Annotated in this window: 19 protein-coding genes; 8 read left to right on the top strand and 11 right to left on the bottom strand. The window is 63.1% G+C overall.

Annotated features, from left to right (window positions below):
* Nucleotides 1-358: 358 nt before the first annotated feature.
* From rpsD to SAZ10_RS33060, 3 genes are all read right to left on the bottom strand, one after another.
* Nucleotides 359-976 carry a 30S ribosomal protein S4 gene (gene rpsD, locus SAZ10_RS33070; protein WP_318613811.1) on the bottom strand — a complete coding sequence of 206 codons (618 nt, stop codon included), beginning with the start codon at nucleotides 974-976 and terminating at the stop codon, nucleotides 359-361.
* A 365-nt stretch (nucleotides 977-1341) separates the two neighbouring features.
* The gene (locus tag SAZ10_RS33065) at nucleotides 1342-2049 is read right to left on the bottom strand and encodes a 2OG-Fe(II) oxygenase (RefSeq protein ID WP_318613810.1); all 708 of its coding nucleotides are present in this window, start codon (nucleotides 2047-2049) and stop codon (nucleotides 1342-1344) included.
* Between the two features lie 175 nt (nucleotides 2050-2224).
* Nucleotides 2225-2410 (bottom strand): DUF3008 family protein, encoded by a 186-nt coding sequence (locus SAZ10_RS33060; protein ID WP_318613809.1) that lies wholly within the window; start codon nucleotides 2408-2410, stop codon nucleotides 2225-2227.
* A gap of 255 nt (nucleotides 2411-2665) precedes the next feature.
* On the opposite strand from SAZ10_RS33060, the gene alaS reads away from it, so the two are divergent.
* Together alaS and SAZ10_RS33050 are read left to right on the top strand one after the other, a co-directional pair.
* Nucleotides 2666-5332: an alanine--tRNA ligase gene (gene alaS / locus SAZ10_RS33055; protein WP_318613808.1), complete on the top strand. Its 2667-nt coding sequence runs from the start codon at nucleotides 2666-2668 to the stop codon at nucleotides 5330-5332.
* Between the two features lie 13 nt (nucleotides 5333-5345).
* On the top strand, nucleotides 5346-6620 hold the full coding sequence (locus SAZ10_RS33050; RefSeq protein ID WP_318613807.1) for a cyclic nucleotide-gated ion channel: 1275 nt from the start codon (nucleotides 5346-5348) through the stop codon (nucleotides 6618-6620).
* A 10-nt stretch (nucleotides 6621-6630) separates the two neighbouring features.
* Here SAZ10_RS33050 and SAZ10_RS33045 read toward each other — a convergent pair whose 3' ends face one another.
* The 3 genes from SAZ10_RS33045 to SAZ10_RS33035 are packed head-to-tail and all read right to left on the bottom strand — an operon-like array spanning nucleotide 6631 to nucleotide 9090.
* A complete protein-coding gene (locus SAZ10_RS33045) occupies nucleotides 6631-7284 on the bottom strand; it encodes a glutathione S-transferase family protein (protein ID WP_318613806.1) in 654 nt (217 codons plus the stop codon).
* Nucleotides 7281-7865: a demethoxyubiquinone hydroxylase family protein gene (locus tag SAZ10_RS33040; RefSeq protein ID WP_318613805.1), complete on the bottom strand. Its 585-nt coding sequence runs from the start codon at nucleotides 7863-7865 to the stop codon at nucleotides 7281-7283. The genes SAZ10_RS33045 and SAZ10_RS33040 overlap by 4 nt, the downstream gene beginning before the upstream one ends.
* A 13-nt stretch (nucleotides 7866-7878) precedes the next feature.
* The gene (locus tag SAZ10_RS33035; protein ID WP_318613804.1) at nucleotides 7879-9090 is read right to left on the bottom strand and encodes an NADP-dependent isocitrate dehydrogenase; all 1212 of its coding nucleotides are present in this window, start codon (nucleotides 9088-9090) and stop codon (nucleotides 7879-7881) included.
* A gap of 210 nt (nucleotides 9091-9300) precedes the next feature.
* Here SAZ10_RS33035 and SAZ10_RS33030 point away from each other — a divergent pair, with 210 nt between their 5' ends.
* The 4 genes from SAZ10_RS33030 (at nucleotide 9301) to murI (ending at nucleotide 13508) form a co-directional block, all read left to right on the top strand.
* Nucleotides 9301-10191 (top strand): alpha/beta hydrolase, encoded by an 891-nt coding sequence (locus tag SAZ10_RS33030; RefSeq protein WP_318613803.1) that lies wholly within the window; start codon nucleotides 9301-9303, stop codon nucleotides 10189-10191.
* A gap of 340 nt (nucleotides 10192-10531) precedes the next feature.
* Nucleotides 10532-11407 carry an SDR family oxidoreductase gene (locus tag SAZ10_RS33025; RefSeq protein ID WP_412535345.1) on the top strand — a complete coding sequence of 292 codons (876 nt, stop codon included), beginning with the start codon at nucleotides 10532-10534 and terminating at the stop codon, nucleotides 11405-11407.
* A gap of 226 nt (nucleotides 11408-11633) precedes the next feature.
* A complete protein-coding gene (locus SAZ10_RS33020) occupies nucleotides 11634-12512 on the top strand; it encodes an RNA methyltransferase (protein ID WP_318613801.1) in 879 nt (292 codons plus the stop codon).
* A gap of 183 nt (nucleotides 12513-12695) precedes the next feature.
* Complete coding sequence (murI, locus tag SAZ10_RS33015) at nucleotides 12696-13508, top strand: glutamate racemase (RefSeq protein WP_318613800.1); 813 nt, start codon at nucleotides 12696-12698, stop codon at nucleotides 13506-13508.
* Nucleotides 13509-13723: 215 nt separating this feature from the next.
* Here the strand turns inward: murI and recA are convergent, their stop codons facing one another.
* Both recA and SAZ10_RS33005 read right to left on the bottom strand, forming a co-directional pair.
* Nucleotides 13724-14803, bottom strand: coding sequence for a recombinase RecA (gene recA / locus SAZ10_RS33010; RefSeq protein ID WP_318613799.1), 1080 nt, complete (start codon nucleotides 14801-14803; stop codon nucleotides 13724-13726).
* A 166-nt stretch (nucleotides 14804-14969) separates the two neighbouring features.
* The gene (locus SAZ10_RS33005) at nucleotides 14970-15125 is read right to left on the bottom strand and encodes a ribosome modulation factor (RefSeq protein ID WP_318613798.1); all 156 of its coding nucleotides are present in this window, start codon (nucleotides 15123-15125) and stop codon (nucleotides 14970-14972) included.
* 271 nt (nucleotides 15126-15396) lie between these two features.
* Between SAZ10_RS33005 and SAZ10_RS33000 the strand changes: the two genes are divergently transcribed.
* A complete protein-coding gene (locus tag SAZ10_RS33000; RefSeq protein ID WP_318613797.1) occupies nucleotides 15397-16338 on the top strand; it encodes a carbohydrate kinase family protein in 942 nt (313 codons plus the stop codon).
* 257 nt (nucleotides 16339-16595) lie between these two features.
* The gene (locus SAZ10_RS32995) at nucleotides 16596-17510 is read left to right on the top strand and encodes a pseudouridine-5'-phosphate glycosidase (RefSeq protein WP_318613796.1); all 915 of its coding nucleotides are present in this window, start codon (nucleotides 16596-16598) and stop codon (nucleotides 17508-17510) included.
* 195 nt (nucleotides 17511-17705) lie between these two features.
* Here SAZ10_RS32995 and SAZ10_RS32990 read toward each other — a convergent pair whose 3' ends face one another.
* From SAZ10_RS32990 to SAZ10_RS32980, 3 genes are all read right to left on the bottom strand, one after another.
* Nucleotides 17706-18353: an OmpA family protein gene (locus SAZ10_RS32990; protein WP_318613795.1), complete on the bottom strand. Its 648-nt coding sequence runs from the start codon at nucleotides 18351-18353 to the stop codon at nucleotides 17706-17708.
* Between the two features lie 129 nt (nucleotides 18354-18482).
* A complete protein-coding gene (locus tag SAZ10_RS32985; protein ID WP_318613794.1) occupies nucleotides 18483-18824 on the bottom strand; it encodes a hypothetical protein in 342 nt (113 codons plus the stop codon).
* Nucleotides 18825-18899: 75 nt separating this feature from the next.
* Entirely contained in the window at nucleotides 18900-19106 is a 207-nt protein-coding gene (locus tag SAZ10_RS32980) for a hypothetical protein (RefSeq protein ID WP_318613793.1), read from the bottom strand.
* Between the last annotated feature and the right edge of the window lie 255 nt (nucleotides 19107-19361).

Below are 19361 nucleotides of genomic sequence, written 5' to 3'. Positions count from 1 at the left end.
TGCTATGCTGCTCGAAGACGACGAGAGATCGGCTCAAATCGTTCCGCTTCATGGGACGCTCCATCGCTTGTTTTGGCAAAACGATGGTAGCCCCTCTCGTCGTCGCCCCCATAGGATCTCTCCCCGTAAACGGGGAGAGGGACGACTGCCGCTTTGGTTTCGCCAATCGCCAAGGTAGCAGAAGAGGCGCCGTCATCGCGGTCGGCCGTCTTCTCCCCGTTTACAGGGAGAAGGTGGCGGCAGCCGGATGAGGGGCAGCGCCAACGATCAAGGTCTATTCTGTTGGTATTAGTTCCTAGCACACAAAAGAAAAGGCCGCGCAACTGGCGCGGCCTTTTGAGATCGAGTCGCAATCGAATTAGCGAGAATAAAATTCGACCACAAGGTTCGGTTCCATCTGCACCGCGAACGGCACGTCAGCGAGGCCGGGGATGCGGGCGAAGGTGGCGACCATCTTGTTGTGGTCGACCTCGATATAGTCCGGCACGTCGCGCTCGGCGAGTTGCACAGCTTCCAGCACGGAAACGAGCTGCTTCGACTTCTCGCGCACCTCGATCACGTCGCCTGCCTTGCAGCGGTAGGAGCCGATATTGACCCGCTTGCCGTTGACGTTGATGTGGCCATGGTTGACGAACTGGCGCGCGGCAAAGATCGTCGGCACAAACTTGGCGCGATAGACGACCGCGTCCAGGCGCGATTCCAGGAGACCGATCAGGTTCTCGGAAGTGTCACCGCGGCGGCGGTTGGCCTCCTCGTACGTCTTGCGGAACTGCTTTTCGGAAATGTCGCCGTAATGGCCCTTCAGCTTCTGCTTGGCGCGGAGCTGCAGGCCGAAGTCGGACAGCTTGCCCTTGCGGCGCTGGCCGTGCTGGCCGGGGCCGTATTCGCGCCGATTGACCGGAGACTTCGGGCGGCCCCAGACGTTTTCGCCAAGACGGCGGTCGAGTTTGTATTTCGCGGATTCGCGCTTGCTCATCGCATTTCCCTTTCAAAAAGTTATTCCCGGAACTTGAAGCTCCGGGAGAGGAAACGCGCCCTCCTCTGGCCCCCGTTTTCGAGGCCTGACAGGGTTTCCCACGCACGCATTGCGGAAAACCCACGGGACACGTCAAAACAAACACCGGACCTCTCGGCCCGGCGTCGGGGGTGGCTCTAGAGGATCGGCAGCCGCCTGTCAATAAGTTCAGCTATTCGCAAAGCCAATCTGCTGGCGTCGCCCTTTTCTCAGACGTCCTGCCACGCCTTCAGTCGAACCTCCGCGGGTCTTCCGGCAAGTGCGCCATCATCACTCCCGAATGGACGAACAGCACGATTGCTCAGTTTCGCAATATTCGCCCCTGCTCACGCCGCGTCGTGGAAGATGATGCCTAGCGTGAAACGTTCGCCGCTGCGAAGGCGGCTCACTCCGTGACGCATCTTCACCCGGTAGTCGCCGCGCGTGCCTTCCTTCGGGCGGTCATTTACGGCAAACAGCGCGCCATGGCCCATCCTGAGCGGCACGACCTCCGCTCGTGATTGCATGCGCGGCCGCTGCTCGGTCAGCACGAACTCGCCCCCGTCGAACTCGCTGCCGGGGTCGCTCAGCAGGATCACGAGTTGCACCGGGAACAGGTGCTTCCCATAGACGTCCTGATGCAGGCAGTTGTAGTCGCCGGCCCTGTATCTCAGGAGCAGCGGCGTCGGCTTCTGTTGCCCGTCCGCGTGACATTCGGCAAGGAAGGCCTCGAGACTGTCCGGAAAGCGCCGGTCGATCCCCATGCGCCGGTTCCACTCGTTCGCCAGCGGCGCGAGTTGCCGGTAAAAGGTGGTTCGCAGCTTCGCGATGGCCGGCGGCAGCGGATTGGCGAAATATTTGTACTCGCCGGCGCCGAAGCCGTGGCGCTGCATGACGATCCTGCTGCGAAAGCGATCGTCGCGGTCGTAGAGCGAACGAAGCTCGAGGCAGTCCTTCCGGCTCAGCAGCGGGCCCGTCGTCGCCACGCCGAATTCGTCGAGCTCGCTGGTTATGGCGGCCCAGTCCGGGCCAATGCGGTCCAGTTCGGCAGTCATGGCGACACTCCTTGCTTCGTTTGCTCCGAAACTAGGCAGCCTCGCCGGATCCCGCATTCCGTTTCTTGCCGAGGTCGAAAGCGCCGCAGCGCCGGCATTGAAGAGCGCCCTCGCCCACCGCATTACTGCCGGTTTGGCGACCGCCAGCTGGCGCTCCAATATGGAGCCCGACGCGTCAGTTCGACTTCTTGTCAGGCAACTTCTCGCGCTTGGTGGAGGCGAATTCCTCGAGCTGATCCTCGCTCATGGATTCGTACATCTCCTTCGAAGCGCCGACGAGCTCGCTCTCCTTGATCTCGCCGCGCTTTGCGGCGAGCGCCGCCCCCGCCGCCTTCTGCTGAGCCTTGGACACCGCTGGCATGATCTGCTCCTATTACCGTGACCAGCCACAACGCGCGGCTTTTGTGGCCGGTTCCGCCGACGGCCGGGCTCGCCGACAGTCGGACGAGGCCAACTTACCTTGCCTCCTCAGATGTGCGGCAACCGCGCGCTCGAAGCAGCCTGGCACGGCAAAGGATAAGCTCGGGACGTATACCGGGCATTCTGGACAGGCTAAAATGGCGCGTTTACAAGGCCATTTCCTTTGCCGGTGGCGGCATTTCTCGAAGGCAGGTTCATGAGCGGCGTAAACGAAATCCGGTCGGCGTTTCTCGACTATTTCAAGAAGAACGGACACGAGGCCGTGGCCTCGAGCCCGCTCGTGCCGCGCAACGACCCGACGTTGATGTTCACCAATGCCGGCATGGTGCAGTTCAAGAACGTCTTCACCGGCCTGGAGACGCGCCCCTATTCGCGCGCGGCCACGTCGCAGAAATGCGTGCGCGCCGGCGGCAAGCACAACGACCTCGACAATGTCGGCTACACCGCGCGCCACCACACCTTCTTCGAGATGCTCGGCAACTTCTCGTTCGGCGACTATTTCAAGGAGCGCGCGATCGAGCTTGCCTGGAACCTGATCACGAAGGAATTCGGCCTCCCGAAGGATCGGCTGACGGTCACCGTCTACCACACGGACGACGATGCCGCTTCCTATTGGAAGAAGATCGCCGGGCTGCCCGACCAGCGCATCATTCGCATCGCGACCAGCGACAATTTCTGGGCCATGGGTGATACCGGCCCCTGCGGGCCTTGCTCCGAGATCTTCTACGATCACGGCGAAGGCATTCCCGGCGGTCCGCCCGGAAGCGCCGACGAGGACGGCGACCGCTTCATCGAGATCTGGAACCTGGTCTTCATGCAGTTCGAACAGGTGACGAAGGAGGAGCGCGTGCCCTTGCCGCGGCCCTCGATCGACACCGGCATGGGGTTGGAGCGCATCGCCGCGGTCCTGCAGGGCGTGCACGACAACTATGACATCGACTTGTTTCAGGCGCTGATCCGCGCGTCGGAAGAGGCGACCGGCACCAAGGCCGAAGGCAAGAACAAGCCCAGCCATCGCGTCATTGCCGACCATCTGCGCGCCGCGAGTTTTCTGATCGCCGACGGCGTCCTGCCGTCGAACGAGGGCCGCGGCTATGTGCTGCGCCGCATCATGCGCCGCGCCATGCGCCACGCGCAGCTGCTCGGCGCGACCGACCCGCTGATGTGGAAGCTGGTACCGGCGCTGCTGCGCGAGATGGGCCAGGCCTACCCCGAGCTGGTGCGCGGCGAGGCGCTGATCACCGAGACGTTGAAGCTCGAGGAAACCCGCTTCCGCAAGACGCTGGCGCGCGGCCTCAGCCTGCTTTCCGAGGCGACCGACAAGCTCGGCAGCGGTGACCGGCTCGACGGCGAAACAGCCTTCAAGCTCTACGACACCTATGGCTTCCCGCTCGACCTCACGCAGGATGCGCTGCGCCAGCGTGGTATCAGTGTCGACACGCAAGGCTTCAATGCCGCGATGGAGCGCCAGAAGGCCGAGGCCCGCGCGAGCTGGGCGGGCTCCGGCGAGGCCGCGACCGAGGCCGTCTGGTTCGCGATCCGCGACAGCGCCGGTGCAACCGAGTTCCTCGGCTACGACACCGAGCAGGCGGAAGGCGTCGTGCTGGCGCTGGTCAAGGACGGTCGGCAGGAAGGTGAAGCGCAAGAGGGCCACGAGCTTGCGGTGATCGTCAACCAGACGCCGTTCTATGGCGAGTCCGGCGGCCAGATGGGCGACACGGGCATCATTTCTGGCGACGGGTTTTCCTTTTCGGTCACCGACACGCAGAAGAAGGCGGACGGGCTCTTCGTGCATTTCGGCAAACTGACGAAGGGTACGCTGAAGCACGGCGTGCCGGTGGAGCTCAAGGTCGCGCATGGACGCCGCACGCGGCTGCGCTCGAACCATTCTGCCACGCATCTCATCCATGAGGCGCTGCGTGAGGTGCTCGGCAGCCATGTCGCACAGAAGGGCTCGCTCGTCGCACCGGAGCGGCTGCGGTTCGACTTCTCGCACCCCAAGCCGATCTCGACCGAGGAACTGGAGAGGATTGAACGCTACGCCAACGAGATCGTGGTGCAGAACGCACCGGTAACGACCCGCCTGATGTCGGTCGACGATGCGATTGCCGAGGGAGCTATGGCGCTGTTCGGCGAGAAGTATGGCGACGAGGTTCGTGTCGTTTCGATGGGAACCGCTCTTCACGGCGACAAGAGCGGCAAGCCCTATTCGGTCGAGCTTTGCGGCGGCACGCATGTCCGGGCCACGGGCGATATCGGGCTGGTTCGGCTTGTCTCCGAAGGTGCGGTCGCGGCCGGCGTGCGCCGTATCGAGGCGCTCACCGGCGAGGACGCGCGTCTATATCTCGACGAGCAAGACAGGCGCCTGAAGGCCGTGGCAGCCGCCCTGAAAGTATCGCCTGCAGACGCGCCGGCGCGGGTCGAAGCCTTGGTCGAGGAGCGTCGCAAGCTCGAGCGCGAGCTTTCCGAAGCCAGGAAGAAGCTGGCACTCGGCGGAGGCTCTGCGGCTGCTGCCGGCAACGGCTCCGAGACGGTGGCCGGCGTCGGCTTCATCGGTCGAACAGTGAGCGGGGTGTCGCCGAAGGACCTGAAGCCCCTTGCCGACGAAGGCAAGAAGAGCCTAGGCTCAGGCGTCGTCGTCTTCATCGGATCCGGCGAGGATGGCAAGGCGAGCGTCGTGGTCGGCGTCACCGACGACCTCACCCAGCGTTTCAGTGCCGTCGAGCTCGTGCGCAAGGCCTCTGCCGCCCTTGGCGGCCAAGGCGGCGGCGGCCGGCCGGATATGGCTCAGGCCGGAGGCCCCGACGGGGCCAAGGCTGCCGACGCGATCGCCGCGGTGAAGGCGGCGCTCACGGAGGCCTGACGGGAACCGAACCATGGACGACGCCGCGCCCGATAAGAAATCGCGCCGGCGCGCCAAGCCCGCCAGCCTGCTGAAGCTTCTCCTGTCGCGGACAGCGCGGCAGGCAACCTACAATCTATTCGACAATGGGACGACCCGGCCGCTCGGCCTGGCGCTGCAGAAGGCGATCATCGCGCTGATTCTGATCACCGTCGCGGCGGCGGTGCTGCAATCCGTGCCCGAGATCGCAGCCGATTTGCGGTGGCCGTTCCTAGCGACCGAGATCGTGGTGGTGTTCTGTTTCACGCTCGAATATGTGTTGCGCGTCTGGAGCGCGGTAGAGGACCCACCCTACCGCGATCTGACGCCCTGGCATGCGCGTCTCAAATATGTGGTCACGCCCGGCGCCCTGATAGACCTTTTGGCGATCGCGCCGTTCTACCTTGCCTGGCTTGGCGCCATCGATGTGCGTGTGCTGCTCACGTTGCGCCTGCTGCGCTTCCTCAAGCTCACGCGCTATTCGCCCGGGATGCGTTCGCTGGTCGAGGCAATACACAGCGAACGGAAGTCGCTCCTCACCTGCCTGATGTTTCTTGTCGGAGTTGCGCTGATCGGGGCGGACTTCATGCACTGGGCCGAACGCGACGCGCAGCCGGACAAGTTCGGCACAATCCCCGAGGCGCTCTACTGGGCGGTGATCACACTAGCGACCGTGGGCTATGGCGACGTGGTGCCGATCACAGTGGCAGGCAAGGTGATCGCATCGGTGACGGCCGTGCTCGGCCTGTTCATGCTCTCCTTGCCGATCGGCATCCTCGCAAGCTCGTTCGCCCAGGTCATCCAGCGCCGAGACTTCGTCGTCACCTGGAGCATGGTGGCGCGCGTTCCGCTGTTCAACACGCTATCCGCCGCCGAGATCCTGGAGATCATGCGCAATCTGAATTCGATGTCGGTCGAGGCCGGCGAAGTGATCGTGCGCAAGGGTGATCTGGCACAAAGCATGTACTTCATCGCGTCCGGCGCGGTCACCGTCGAGATTCCCCACCAGCCGGTTCAGCTTGGGGAAGGCCATTTCTTCGGCGAGATGGCGTTGTTGAAGCGAACGAAACGCTCCGCGACCGTGCGCGCCGTCACCAGGACAAAGCTGCTCGTGCTGGATAGTGCCGATTTGCACAACCTGATGGAACAGAAGCCCGAGATCGGCAACGCCATCGAGGACGTCGCGCGCCAGCGGGCCGCTGGGCAGGACGACAACCTGGCTGGCATGCGACAGCGCGACGATGACGAGGACCCGTCGCAAATAGGGTAGCTGCGGACGGTCAGATGGTGGGCTCGGTTGTGCGGATACTTTCCCGCCCTTTGACGCGTTCCCACCACGCAGCAAGAGCCGGGTGGCGCGCCAGCATCGGGGCGGCCATCGCAGCCTTTTCGAAATAGCCGAAGACCGGCGCCAAGTACAGGTCGGCAAGAGTGACCGCATCGCCGAGCAGCCACTCGCCATGTCGTTTCAACCGCGCCAATTCAGCAAGGCAGGTCTCGGCCACCGGCAAGGCGCGAGCTACTCGCGCCTCGTCAGTCTTGCCGCCGTCCCTCGGCTTGGAGACGGTCTCGACATAGAGATCCCAGACCAGGGTTCGATAGGCATATGAATCGACAATGCCGAGGATCTGATTCATCAGAGCGCGCGGGCATGGCTCCGCCGGCTGCAAGGTTGGCCCAGGAAAGGCCTCGTCGACATACCGGGTGATGGCCGCCGTCTCATAGATGCGGAAGCCATCATGCTCGAAAGCCGGAATGCGACCGAATGGCTGCCGCTCCAGATACTGCGCAGGCGGCCCGCCCTCGGCGAAAACGTCCACCGGAACCAGCTCGTAGTCGACCTGCTTCTCGACCAGCACGAGCCGGGCGATACGCACGTAAACGCTGTAGTCCGCTCCGTAGAGTATCGGCTTGGAGAGGTCCGCCTGACTCATGCGCTCAACCTGGCCTGCCTTAAGGCGCGCGCCATTCTCGATGAATCTCCCCATGTGGAGAGCCAGATCAGCACCCCGGTAGCGACGCCTATCATCGCACGCAAAAAGCCGTGGACCCTGCTGCCTTTTGCCAAATGCTGCTCGGCATGTTGCAGATGGGCGAGTTCCTCTGCGCGGATGCTTTCGATCAAGCTGTGAAGGTCCGGATCCCGCACGTTCAGGAAGAACATCTGGTCGTCCAGATGATGATGGACAGTCTGTTCAACCGCAGCCGTGCACGCCCACACGCCTTGCCGCCCCATCAGCGCAGTAAGGAATCCAAGCAGCCAGCCGCCCCAGCTCCAGAACTGCATGACGTGACACGGCCGGGAGCCGCGCGCCGGCATCGCGGCGAAGAAAAGTTTGCAGTGCTCCCGCTCGTGCCCAAGCATCTCGCTCAGCTTGGGCACAGTGTCCGGGCACAGCCATCTGGCCACCAAAATCTGGGCCGAATAGATGCGGATCGCGCCGAACTCGCCGGCATGATTGACCCGCACGATGCGCTTTATCGTCAGTACGTCGCGATCAGAGGGAGGCGACATCTGCGCTGTTGCGTCACCCCATCGCCTTCTGCAGGTTCTCGTCAATCTTGTCGAGGAAGCCGGTGGTCGACAGCCAGGGCTGGTCGGGACCGATCAGCAAAGCGAGGTCCTTCGTCATAAAACCGCTCTCGACTGTCTGCACGCAGACCTTCTCCAGCGTATCGGCGAACTTCTTCAGAGCGGCGTTGTCGTCGAGCTTGGCGCGGTGGGCGAGGCCGCGGGTCCAGGCGAAGATCGAGGCGATCGAGTTTGTCGAGGTCTCCTCGCCCTTCTGGTGCTGGCGATAGTGGCGCGTGACCGTACCGTGCGCGGCCTCGGCCTCGACCGTCCTGCCGTCCGGCGTCAGCAGCACGGAGGTCATCAGGCCGAGCGAGCCGAAGCCCTGCGCGACGATGTCCGACTGCACGTCGCCGTCATAGTTCTTGCAGGCCCAGACATAGCCGCCCGACCACTTCAGTGCGGAAGCCACCATGTCGTCGATCAGCCGGTGCTCGTACCAGAGCTTCTTCTCCTTGAACTTGTCAGCGAATTCCTTGTCGAAGACCTCCTGGAAGATGTCCTTGAAGCGGCCGTCATAGGCTTTCAGGATGGTGTTCTTGGTCGAGAGGTAACAAGGCACGCCGCGGTCGAGCGCGTAGTTGAACGAAGCGTGGGCGAAATCGCGGATCGATTCGTCGAGGTTGTACATGGCGAGCGCCACGCCGCTGCCCGGCGCATCGAACACGTCGTGTTCGATGGTCTGGCCGTCCTCGCCGACGAACTTGATCGACAGCTTGCCTTTGCCGGGGAACTTGAAGTCGGTCGCGCGATACTGGTCGCCAAAGGCATGGCGGCCGACGATGATCGGCTTGGTCCAGCCGGGAACCAGCCGGGGCACGTTCTTGCAGATGATCGGCTCGCGGAAGATCACACCACCCAGGATGTTGCGGATGGTGCCGTTCGGCGACTTCCACATCTTCTTCAGGCCGAACTCTTTCACGCGCGCTTCGTCAGGTGTGATCGTCGCGCATTTCACGCCGACGCCGACCTCCTTGATGGCATTTGCCGCATCGATCGTCACCTGATCGTCGGTGGCGTCGCGATGCTCCATGCCGAGGTCGAAATAGCGAAGATCGACATCGAGATAGGGATGGATCAGCTTGTCCTTGATGAGCTGCCAGATGATGCGGGTCATCTCGTCGCCGTCGAGCTCGACAACGGGATTTTCCACCTTGATCTTCGCCATGGGAGATGCCTCGCTAATGGGGGGAGCGCCGAGCGGCGCTAAGGGATTCGGGCTCCTCTTATCAAAGCATGTCGGGGCGCGCAAACGCCGCCCGTGGCCATATTCACGCCGTCAGAATCGGGACACTAAGCGGGTATTCGAGCGTTCTTGTCGCACAGCCCCAGAACACCTGCGTGGCGGCGGTTTGCAGCACGGAAAGTCTGTTCGGCCATGCGTTTTGCGACATTTGAAACAGGCGAGATCGAGATCAACTACGCGTCCTGCGGCAGCCCCGAGCATCCGCTCGTGATCTGTCTGCATGGCTTCCCGGAATACTGGGCGGCATGGTCGGCAGTGATGCTGGCGCTCGCTTCATCATACCACCTCGTCGCACCTGACCAGCGCGGCTACAACCTTTCATCGAAACCCGAAGACGTGGACGCTTACCGGGTGGGAAAGCTGGTGGGCGACCTGGCGGCGCTTGCCGACCACCTCTCCCCGGACCGCCCCTTCGTGCTGGCAGGCCACGACTGGGGCGCATCAGTCGCCTACGCTTATTGCTTCGAGCACCCTGAACGGCTGACGCATCTCGTCGTCGCCAACGGCGTCCACCCCGTCCCGTTTCAACAAGCGATCCTTCACAATGCCGAGCAGCGTCTGGCGAGCCAGTATATCAACCGGCTCAGGACGCTGGACGCCGGGAGCCGGCTCTCGTCCGACGGCTTCAGGCTGCTCTTCGAGCTCGTCTCCGAATTCTCCGACACGGGCTGGATGAGAAACGCGCAGCGATCGGCCTATCGAGAAGCATGGGAAAGGCCCGGTGCCATTGAAGCGATGCTCAACTGGTATCGCGCGTCGCCGCTTGCCGTGCCACGCCCCGGAGAGGCGATCGCCAATGCGCCGATCCTCGATCTGCCGGCCGAAGCCCTCAAGGTCCCCTGCCCGCACCTCGTCTTGTGGGGTGAGGAGGACAAAGCTCTGCTACCCGCGTGCCTGGCCGGGCTTGAAGGCTTCAGCTCGGATCTGACGATCCGGAGGCTGGCGGGCTGCGGGCACTGGCTGCTCCATGAAAAGCCGGCCGAAATGGCTGCCGAGATCACGGAATTCCTGACGCACGGTTGACTGTTTTGCCGCGCCGCTTTGAGCCGCGAGGGTGAACCGAGCTGGCGTCCGCGCCTCCACAAGTGGCGGCCGATCATCGTCCCAGCTCCGTTGAGCGGGGGGCTGACCCGGAAACTCATCGCCCCATCTCCAGCCCATCGAACGCTGGAACCAAAGCCGACCTTCGCTGTTCGGGCGCGACAACCCCCTGCTCAGGAGCAAGGACATGAGCAATAGCGGTCGTTTCGAATTGTCCCGCAGAAAGATCATCGGCGCAGCAGGAATCGGAATGGCTGCCAGCGCTGCCAGTGGCAGCTTTGCTCAGGCGCAATCAAATCCAACTCAAAACAGCGAGCGTGCCATGGACGACCCGCGTTCAAAATATCCGAAACCGCCGTTCAAGGCGCAAACTCAGCCCTGGCCAGGCCTGGCCCGCGACATGGACCCGAGACCGGACCACGGGGAGACCAGCTATCGCGGCTTTGGCCGCCTGGCCGGCCGGAAGGCGCTGGTTACCGGCGGCGATTCTGGGATGGGCCGAGCAGCCGCCATCGCGTATGCGCGCGAAGGCGCGGACGTTGCTATCAACTACTTTCCCTCGGAGGAGCCGGACGCGAGCGAGGTGATCGCGCTCATACGTGAGGCCGGCCGGACAGGCATTCCCATCCCGGGTGATCTGCGCGATGAGGCGTTTTGCGAGAAGCTGGTAGCAGATGCCGTGCAGGGGCTCGGAGGCCTCGACATCGTCGTGTGCAATGCCGGCCGGCAGCAGTCGAAGCCTTCCATCGCCGATATCACCACGGAAGATTTCGACGCGACCATGAAGACCAACATCTACGCACCGTTTTGGATCATCAAGGCCGCGCTGCCGCACCTCAAGCCTGGTTCCTGCATCATCGGCACGACATCCGAACAGGCCTATGATCCCTCGCCTGATCTTTATGACTACGCCCAAACGAAGGCCGCCACGATGAACTACGTCAAATCTCTGGCCAAACAACTCGGGCCGAAGGGTATCCGTGTCAACGGTGTGGCGCCGGGCCCAATCTGGACGCCCTTGCAAATCAGCGGGGGCGCGCCTGAAGAGAAATACGAGAAGTTCGGCGAGAAAACGGCTCTGGGGCGGCCAGGGCAACCTGCGGAGCTCGCCTCCATTTACGTTCAGCTTGCCGCTGCCGACGCGAGCTTCGCTACCGGGAACATTTACGGATCGGGCGGCGGCCAGGGACAGCCGTAAGCCTGCCACGAATTATCCACCTCGCGGAGGAAGCCAGGCTCGTTCCGCTCGAAAACCCGGCGAGTCTCGCCGCTGCAAGTCGTCGGGCACGATGCCGAGGAGAGCCGCGCCGCCCGGCTACCGATGGCCAGCTCGTTGACTTCGGTTCGTCTGGTATCCGCCTTTCATTCGTTCCGGCTCTATGGCAGGGACGTGCGACATCGCAATTCGCACTATCTTGGGGCAGATGGAACGAACCGAACAGCAACCGGGCGCCAGGCCCGTCATCATCCTCGTCGAGCCGCAGCTCGGCGAGAATATCGGCATGGTGGCGCGCGCCATGGCCAATTTCGGCCTCGAGGAACTCCGGCTCGTCAATCCGCGCGACGGCTGGCCGAGCGAAAAGGCCCGCGCGGCGGCAAGCAAGGCCGATCACGTCATCGATCGAACGGCTGTCTTTGCCGACCTCGAGGCGGCGATCGGGGACCTGAATTTCATCTTCGCGACAACCGCGCGCGAGCGTGACGGCTTCAAGCCGGTGCGAGGACCAGTCGAGGCGGTGCGGGCATTGAGGTCGCGCGGCGCGGCGGGTGAGCGAACGGGCATCATGTTCGGGCGCGAGCGTTTCGGCCTCTATAATGAGGAGATTGCGCGCGCCGATGAGATCGTCACCTTCCCGGTCAACCCGAAGTTCGCCTCGCTGAACATTGCCCAAGCAGTGCTGCTGATGGCCTATGAGTGGATGAAGTCGGGCCTCGGATCGGAAACCGACACGGCCTTCAGAGGGCCCGAGATCGTGCCTGCCGAGAAAAAGCATCTCACCAGCTTCCTCGACCATCTCGAGGAAGCTCTCTCGGTCAGGGGCTATTTCCGTCCGGCCGCCAAGAAGCCGAAAATGGTCGACAATCTACGTTCAGTATTGACCAGACCCGGCTTCAGCGAGGCCGAGATCAAGGTGCTGCGCGGCGTGCTCGCCTCGCTCGACTATTTTTCGCCGAAGGAGCCGCGCGGCAGCGGCTATCCGACGCGAAAAAGCGAGGCGGATGCCGAAGCGCACGGAAAAAGTGAAGATATCGGCACGACCGCGGCGCCGCGCACCTCGCGACATCCGCACCGCAGTGACTGAGGCCGTAAGCCCCGTCCCCACCACGCTCCGTACCATCGTCTCCGCGAAGTTCGGACTTCATCTGGCCGGAATCAGCCGGCATCCCTGGCGGTCACATCCTGATCGGGATGTTGACGAAACCGAAGTGTTTCTCATGAAAACTGAAATCCAGCGCGCTCAACGAGCCGCAACCGAGGAGGCGCAATGACGGAGAGTGATGCAGAGCAGCAGCCGATCCTGATGTTCGATTCCGGGATCGGCGGGCTGACGGTGCTGCGCGAAGCGCGCGTGCTGATGCCCGATCGGCGATTCGTCTATGTTGCTGACGACGCTGCCTTTCCCTATGGCAATTGGGAGGAGCCGGCGCTCAGGGCGCATATCCTTGATCTTTTCGGCCGGCTGCTCGACAGGTTCAGACCGGAGATCTCCGTCATAGCCTGCAACACGGCCTCGACGCTGGTGATCGAGGCATTAAGGGAACGCTTCCCCGGCCACCCGTTTGTCGGCACAGTGCCTGCCATCAAGCCCGCAGCGGAACGTACGCGCTCGGGGCTGGTCTCCGTTCTGGCGACCCCGGGCACGGTGAAGCGCCAATATACGCGCGACCTGATCACGCAATGGGCGTCAAGGTGCCATGTCCGGCTCGTCGGCAGCGTCACCCTTGCGGGGCTGGCCGAGACCTATGTGCGCGAAGGCTTCGTAGACGAGGAGGCTGTGCGTGGCGAGATCGCGCCGTGCTTCGTCGATCAGGACGGGCGGCGAACCGACATCGTCGTGCTCGCCTGCACTCACTATCCGTTCCTGGTGAACCGTATGCGCAAGACCGCGCCCTGGCCGGTCGACTGGATCGATCCGGCCGAGGCGATCGCGCGGCGGGCGCTGTCTCTCGTCAAGGTCAGCGGGGCCAACACGCCGAACGCCTGCCATGGCGCCGATCCCGTCATCTTCACCTCGGGCAGGCCGGACTTCACCACCGCTCGGCTGATGCAGGGCTTCGGCCTCAGCCCAATGTCGTGATTTCGAAGTTCGCCTGGGTTTGATATCGTTTCGCAGAAGGGCCGTGGCGCGAGCGCTTGCGCAGATGGAAAAACGCAAACTGCCCCTGCGCAAGGCCGCAAGCGATCAGCGGCAATTAAATTACCGGCATTGCCCCTGAAAACAAAACCGCCGGCACCAGGGCCGGCGGTCGATCCTTCCTCCGAACGCAATACCGCGCAGAGGCGGAAAGCGGCTCACATTTCTGCGGCGTCGTCCTCGCCGGGACCGCCATTCTCCAGGAAGCGCTCGGCGATGAGGCCGGCATTCTGGCGAAGCGCTGTCTCGATCTCCCTGGCGAGTTCGGGATTGTCGCGCAGAAAGGTCTTGGCGTTCTCGCGGCCCTGGCCAAGGCGCTGCGAATTATAGGAGAACCAGGCGCCGGATTTTTCCACCACGCCCGCCTTGACGCCGAGGTCGATCAGTTCACCTGTCTTGGAAACGCCTTCGCCATACATGATGTCGAATTCAACTACCTTGAAGGGCGGCGCCAGCTTGTTCTTGACCACCTTCACGCGGGTCTGGTTGCCGATCACCTCGTCGCGGTCCTTCACCGAGCCTATGCGGCGGATGTCGAGGCGAACCGAGGCGTAGAACTTCAGCGCGTTACCGCCGGTGGTCGTCTCGGGCGACCCATACATGACGCCGATCTTCATACGGATCTGGTTGATGAAGATCACCATGGTGTTGGAGCGCGAGATCGATGCGGTCAACTTGCGCAGCGCCTGGCTCATCAGGCGCGCCTGCAGGCCGGGCAGCGACTCGCCCATCTCGCCCTCGATCTCGGCGCGCGGCGTGAGCGCGGCGACCGAATCCACCACAAGCACGTCGATCGCGCCCGAACGAACCAGCGTGTCGCAAATCTCCAAAGCCTGCTCGCCGGTGTCGGGCTGCGATATCAGCAGGTTCTCGAGATCGACCCCGAGCTTCCTCGCATAGACGGGATCGAGCGCATGCTCGGCGTCGACGAAGGCGCAAATGCCGCCCTTCTTCTGCGCCTCGGCGACTGTGTGCAGCGCTAGCGTCGTCTTGCCCGAGCTTTCCGGCCCGTAGATCTCGATGATGCGCCCCTTTGGCAGGCCGCCGACACCGAGCGCAATGTCGAGCGCCAGCGAGCCGGTCGAGACCGTCTCGATCTCGACCACTTGCTCGTTCTTGCCGAGCCGCATGATCGAGCCTTTGCCGAAAGCACGCTCGATCTGCGAAAGGGCGGCATCCAGCGCCTTCGATTTGTCCACCGTCTTTTCCTCTACAAGCCGCAAAACATTCTGAGCCATGATATAGCACCCCTCGTTCGTCAATGGAGCCGGTCAATCCGGTGGTGTGCGAAATTCGTACACGTTTTGTTCCGCAATTGCAAGAGACTCTAACAGCCTGTTATCACAACGTAATTCAGGCCTGTTCTATTTTTGTCCCGATTCGAGGACAGTCCAATTCGAAAAACTATTCGCCGTCCAGCTTGGTCGCTTCGCGCGCATCGACGGCAGAATCATATCCAGCGTTCCAGTCGCTATAGGCCTGGGTTCCACGCTGATAGGGATTGTCGTCGCGGCTCATGCCGGTCTGGGCGGCAAGGACGCCCTTGTCGAAAGGTGACATGGCAGCCTCCATGCTTGCCAGCCTCCACGCCTCACTTGAAAATATAGGGTCCGGATGCCAGCTTGTCAGTGCCGCCGATGCATCGAGCAACCGTGAGGGTTAGCGAAGGGGCGCGGTGCGCAAGTGTCAGCCCGGTTGCGACCATGGTGTCGCCGACCCGCTCTATCTCTTTGTTTTCCCGCGTGATCTTGCCCGAAGTGTCTGCAACTCCTCAGCATCATGCGCTATCTATCATTGGACGCCGACCATCCCCGCCCGGAGCCTTGATACAGTGACACGACTGAAACTGCTTGCCGTCGGGGGCGCCCATGTCGACCGGCGCGGCCAGGTGTCCGGCATCTTCGTGCCGGGCGCCTCCAATCCAGGCAGGATGTCGGAGGATGTCGGCGGTGGCGTCTTCAATGCCCTGCGCAATGCGGTGCAGCGCGGCGTGGAGGCCTCGCTGATTTCGCTGCGCGGCGCTGATTCGGCCGGCGAGAACGTCGCCCGCGCGATCGACCAGGCGAAGATCCGCGATCTTTCCGCCGTTTTCCTCGATCGGGCGACGCCGAGCTACACGGCGCTCATCGACCGCGACGGCGAGGTGATTGCGGGGCTCGCCGATATGGAGCTCTACGAGTTCGCCTTCCCCAAGCAGTTGCGCCGCAGCAAGGTGCGCGACGAAGTTGCGGCCGCCGATGCGATCCTCACCGACGCCAATCTGCCCGCCGAAGCGCTCGGCCGGCTGGCGGCGCTTGCCGCGGGCAAGCCGCTCTTCGCAATCGCGATCTCGCCGGCGAAGGTCGTGCGGCTCTGGGGCGCCCTCGACACGGTCGCCTGCCTGTTCATGAACACGCGTGAGGCGGCAAGCCTGGCCGCAACGCCGCACGAGGCAGAGCCGGCAGCCCTGGCGGAACGGCTCGCTGGTATGGGACTAGGCTCGGGCGTAATCACCTCGGGCAGCTCGGCCGTGATCGGCTTCGACACCACCGGGATCTTTCAGATCGTCCCGCCCAGACTTGCATCCATGGCCGATGCAACCGGCGCGGGCGACGCGCTCGCCGGCGTCACAGTGGCGGCCATGATACAAGGAAAGCCACTGCGCGAGGCGCTGCGCGAAGGGATAGCGGCGGCCGTGCTCACTATCGGCAGCCCGTTGGCCGTGGCGAGAATATCGGACGCTGCCCTTGAGGAGGTGCTTGCCCTTGTGCCGGAGGCGACGACGGTGGCATGACGGTTCTGCTGGCGTTGCGCCCTGCGCGCCCCCCTCTGTCCTGCCGGACATCTCCCCCACAAGGGGGGAGATTGGCTGTCATCGAGGGTTTCGCCAATCTCCTACGCTGGCGATTAGCGAACCAAAGCGGCCGTCCGATCTCCCCCATTGCGTCCCATTGCGGGGGACATGTCTGGCAGGACAGGGGGGGGCAACGTAGAGCACCGCCCTCAGACGGATCAGAGTCCCAATTTGTTTGAGTTAATCCGGAGTCCATCATGCCCCCTGATACCCTCCCCCTCCTCGACATCGCAGCGCCGGTTGCGGCGGCACTTGCCGAGAACCGCCCAGTCGTTGCGCTGGAAAGCACGATCATCACGCATGGCATGCCCTACCCGCAGAATGCTGAAATGGCGGCGGCCGTCGAGCGGATCATCACCGAGGAAGGCGCGGTTCCTGCAACGATTGCGGTCATCGACGGTCGGCTTAAGGTCGGGCTTTCCGATGAACAGCGCAACCAGCTCGCCAAGGTCACTGCCGCAATGAAACTGTCGCGCGCCGATCTCGCCTTCGCCATCGCCGAAGGGCGAACCGGCGGGACCACGGTGGCAGCCACCATGATCGCGGCGGCGCTTGCCGGCATCCGTGTGTTCGCGACGGGCGGCATCGGCGGTGTGCACAAGGGCGCGGAGAAGAGTTTTGACATATCCGCTGACCTTGACGAGCTGGCGCAGACACAGCTGATCGTCGTTTCGGCCGGCGCGAAAGCGATCCTCGATATAGAGAAGACGCTGGAGGTGCTGGAAACACGCGGCGTCCCGGTGGTCGCCTATCGATCGGATGTGATGCCGGCCTTCTGGTCGCGCACTTCACCCTACAAGGCGCCGCTCAGGCTCGACGAACCGGCGGCTATAGCCCGGTTCTTCGAAACGCGTCGCGCGCTCGGCCTCGCCGGCGGTATGCTGGTCGCCAATCCCGTAGCGGCCGAGCATGAGATTGCCTTCAACAAGATGGCTGTGCACATCGCGGCCGCCCAGCAGGCCGCCGAAAAGGACGGCATCGCCGGCAAGTCGGTGACGCCGTATCTGCTTGCCAAAATCCTCGAGCTCACCCAAGGCGCGAGCCTCACGACCAACATCGCACTGGTCGAGAACAATGCGCGGCTCGCGGCCAGGATTGCGCGGGAGATTTAGCGAGTAGCGAGTAGCGAGTAGCGAGTAGCGAGTAGCGAGTAGCGAGTAGCGAGTAGCGAGTAGCGAGTAGCGAGTAGCGAGTAGCGAGTAGCGAGTAGCGAGTAGCGAGTAGCGAGTAGCGAGTAGCGTCGACTGCAACGCCCGTCGGTTCAAGTCTTTTCTATTCGCTATTCCCTATTCGCTACTCGCTTCTCTTCACGTCAACGGCGAGAGCTGGATCTCGACACGGCGGTTCTGTGCGCGGCCCGCCGGCGTGCCGTTGTCGGCGACCGGACGGGTCGCGCCGAATCCGGTGACGGCGAAGCGGCGCGAATCGACGCCCTGACCCGACAGGTAGTTCGCGACCGACAGCGCGCGGCGCTGCGAAAGGTCGTAATTGTGCTGCGCGCTACCGGTCGAATCGGTGTGGCCGTAAACATCGACCAGGGTGCGGTTGAACTTCTTGAGCACAAGCGCAACAGAGTTGAGCACCGGATAGAACTGCGCCTTCACGGCATCCTGGTCGGTGTTGAAGGTGATGTCGGACGGCATGTTCAAGACGATGCGGTCGCCGACGCGCGTGACAGAGACGCCGGTGCCCTGGAGCTGGCGGCGCAGTTCCGCCTCGTTCTGGTCCATCACGTTGCCGACAACGCCGCCGGCGAGCGCTCCGATGCCGGCGCCGATCAGCGCATTGCGGCGATCGTCGCCGCCGGCGAGCAAGCCGACGCCCGCACCTGCCAGTGCGCCGAGCGTTGCGCCGCCGACCGTATTGGAAACCTTCTGCTCGCCCGTATAAGGGTCGGTCGTGCACGCACCCAGCGCCATCGTGGCGGCGAGCGCCACGAGTATCGTTTTCTTCATCAGATTTTCCCTCTCCTCAAACTCCGTTCCGCAGCGCGGCCCGGCGAGTCCTGCAACGCCTTCTAGCATGAATTGCGGCGAAATGCCGACCGAGGCTGTGGATGAAGCCCGGCGCCCGAGAGGAGCGCCTCAGAGCTCTTCAATCAGCTTAGCTATCTCGCGGTAGGCCTCCACCGCGGAGGGATACTGCGGCGTGGCGCCGTCGAGTGCGGGCCGGGCGACAAGCAGCGAGGTCGGGCCGCCGGCGCTAACACGCGCCGCCCACTCCTCGACGCGCGCATGACCGATTGCTTGCTCCACGGCCACTGGGGTCAGATCGACAGGCCGTACAGGCTCGGCCGCCGAATCCACGGAAGAAGAGGCCGCACGAGCGCCTGGCCGCGCCTCCAGCGAACGGCTCGTCGGGTAAGGAGCGCCCGGATGCAAGCGGAAGCCCGAATAGAGCGGGGTTGAAGCAATTATCTTGGTCACGCCGGCCTCCGTTGGACGGGCGGGACCATGGTGGGAAATCGCTGCGATAAAGTGAGGGGCCGTCGCGCAATCTTATTAAAATTGCAGCTTCTGCAACTGCAGTTTCTGCTCGCGTCTCAGCACGTCGTTGAAGGCGTCGAGGTCGACATAGAAAAGCTTGGTCATCTCACCGAGCAGCTCGTCGGCCGCATAGCCTTCCGCCATGAGAATATCGATCGCCGCAGCAATATCGCCACGCTCGGTAAGCCGGCGCTTGGCGTGATCGTCGAGCGGAAGATACATGAGCCCGTCCCCCTTGGCTGCATTGCAAGTCGGAACGCGGTACGAAAGCGACTCAAACCTTCCTTAGCAGAGGATAGCAGGCTGGTGCGAAGCTGGAAGATCTAGCACAAATCAATCAGAACTATTTTGTCGACCGTGAACTATTGCGATTTCACGTTGATACGAGGCGAAGCTGAGTGCTGAAGGCAGCCAGCATCAGGCACAGCAAAAGACTGAGCCAGCGGATGAGGCGGCGGAAGTTGTAGCCGGCGGCGG

This window comes from Mesorhizobium sp. BAC0120, assembly GCF_033542235.1.
Classification (GTDB): domain Bacteria; phylum Pseudomonadota; class Alphaproteobacteria; order Rhizobiales; family Rhizobiaceae; genus JAWRCU01.
This window is presented reverse-complemented; position numbering and strand designations above follow the sequence as displayed.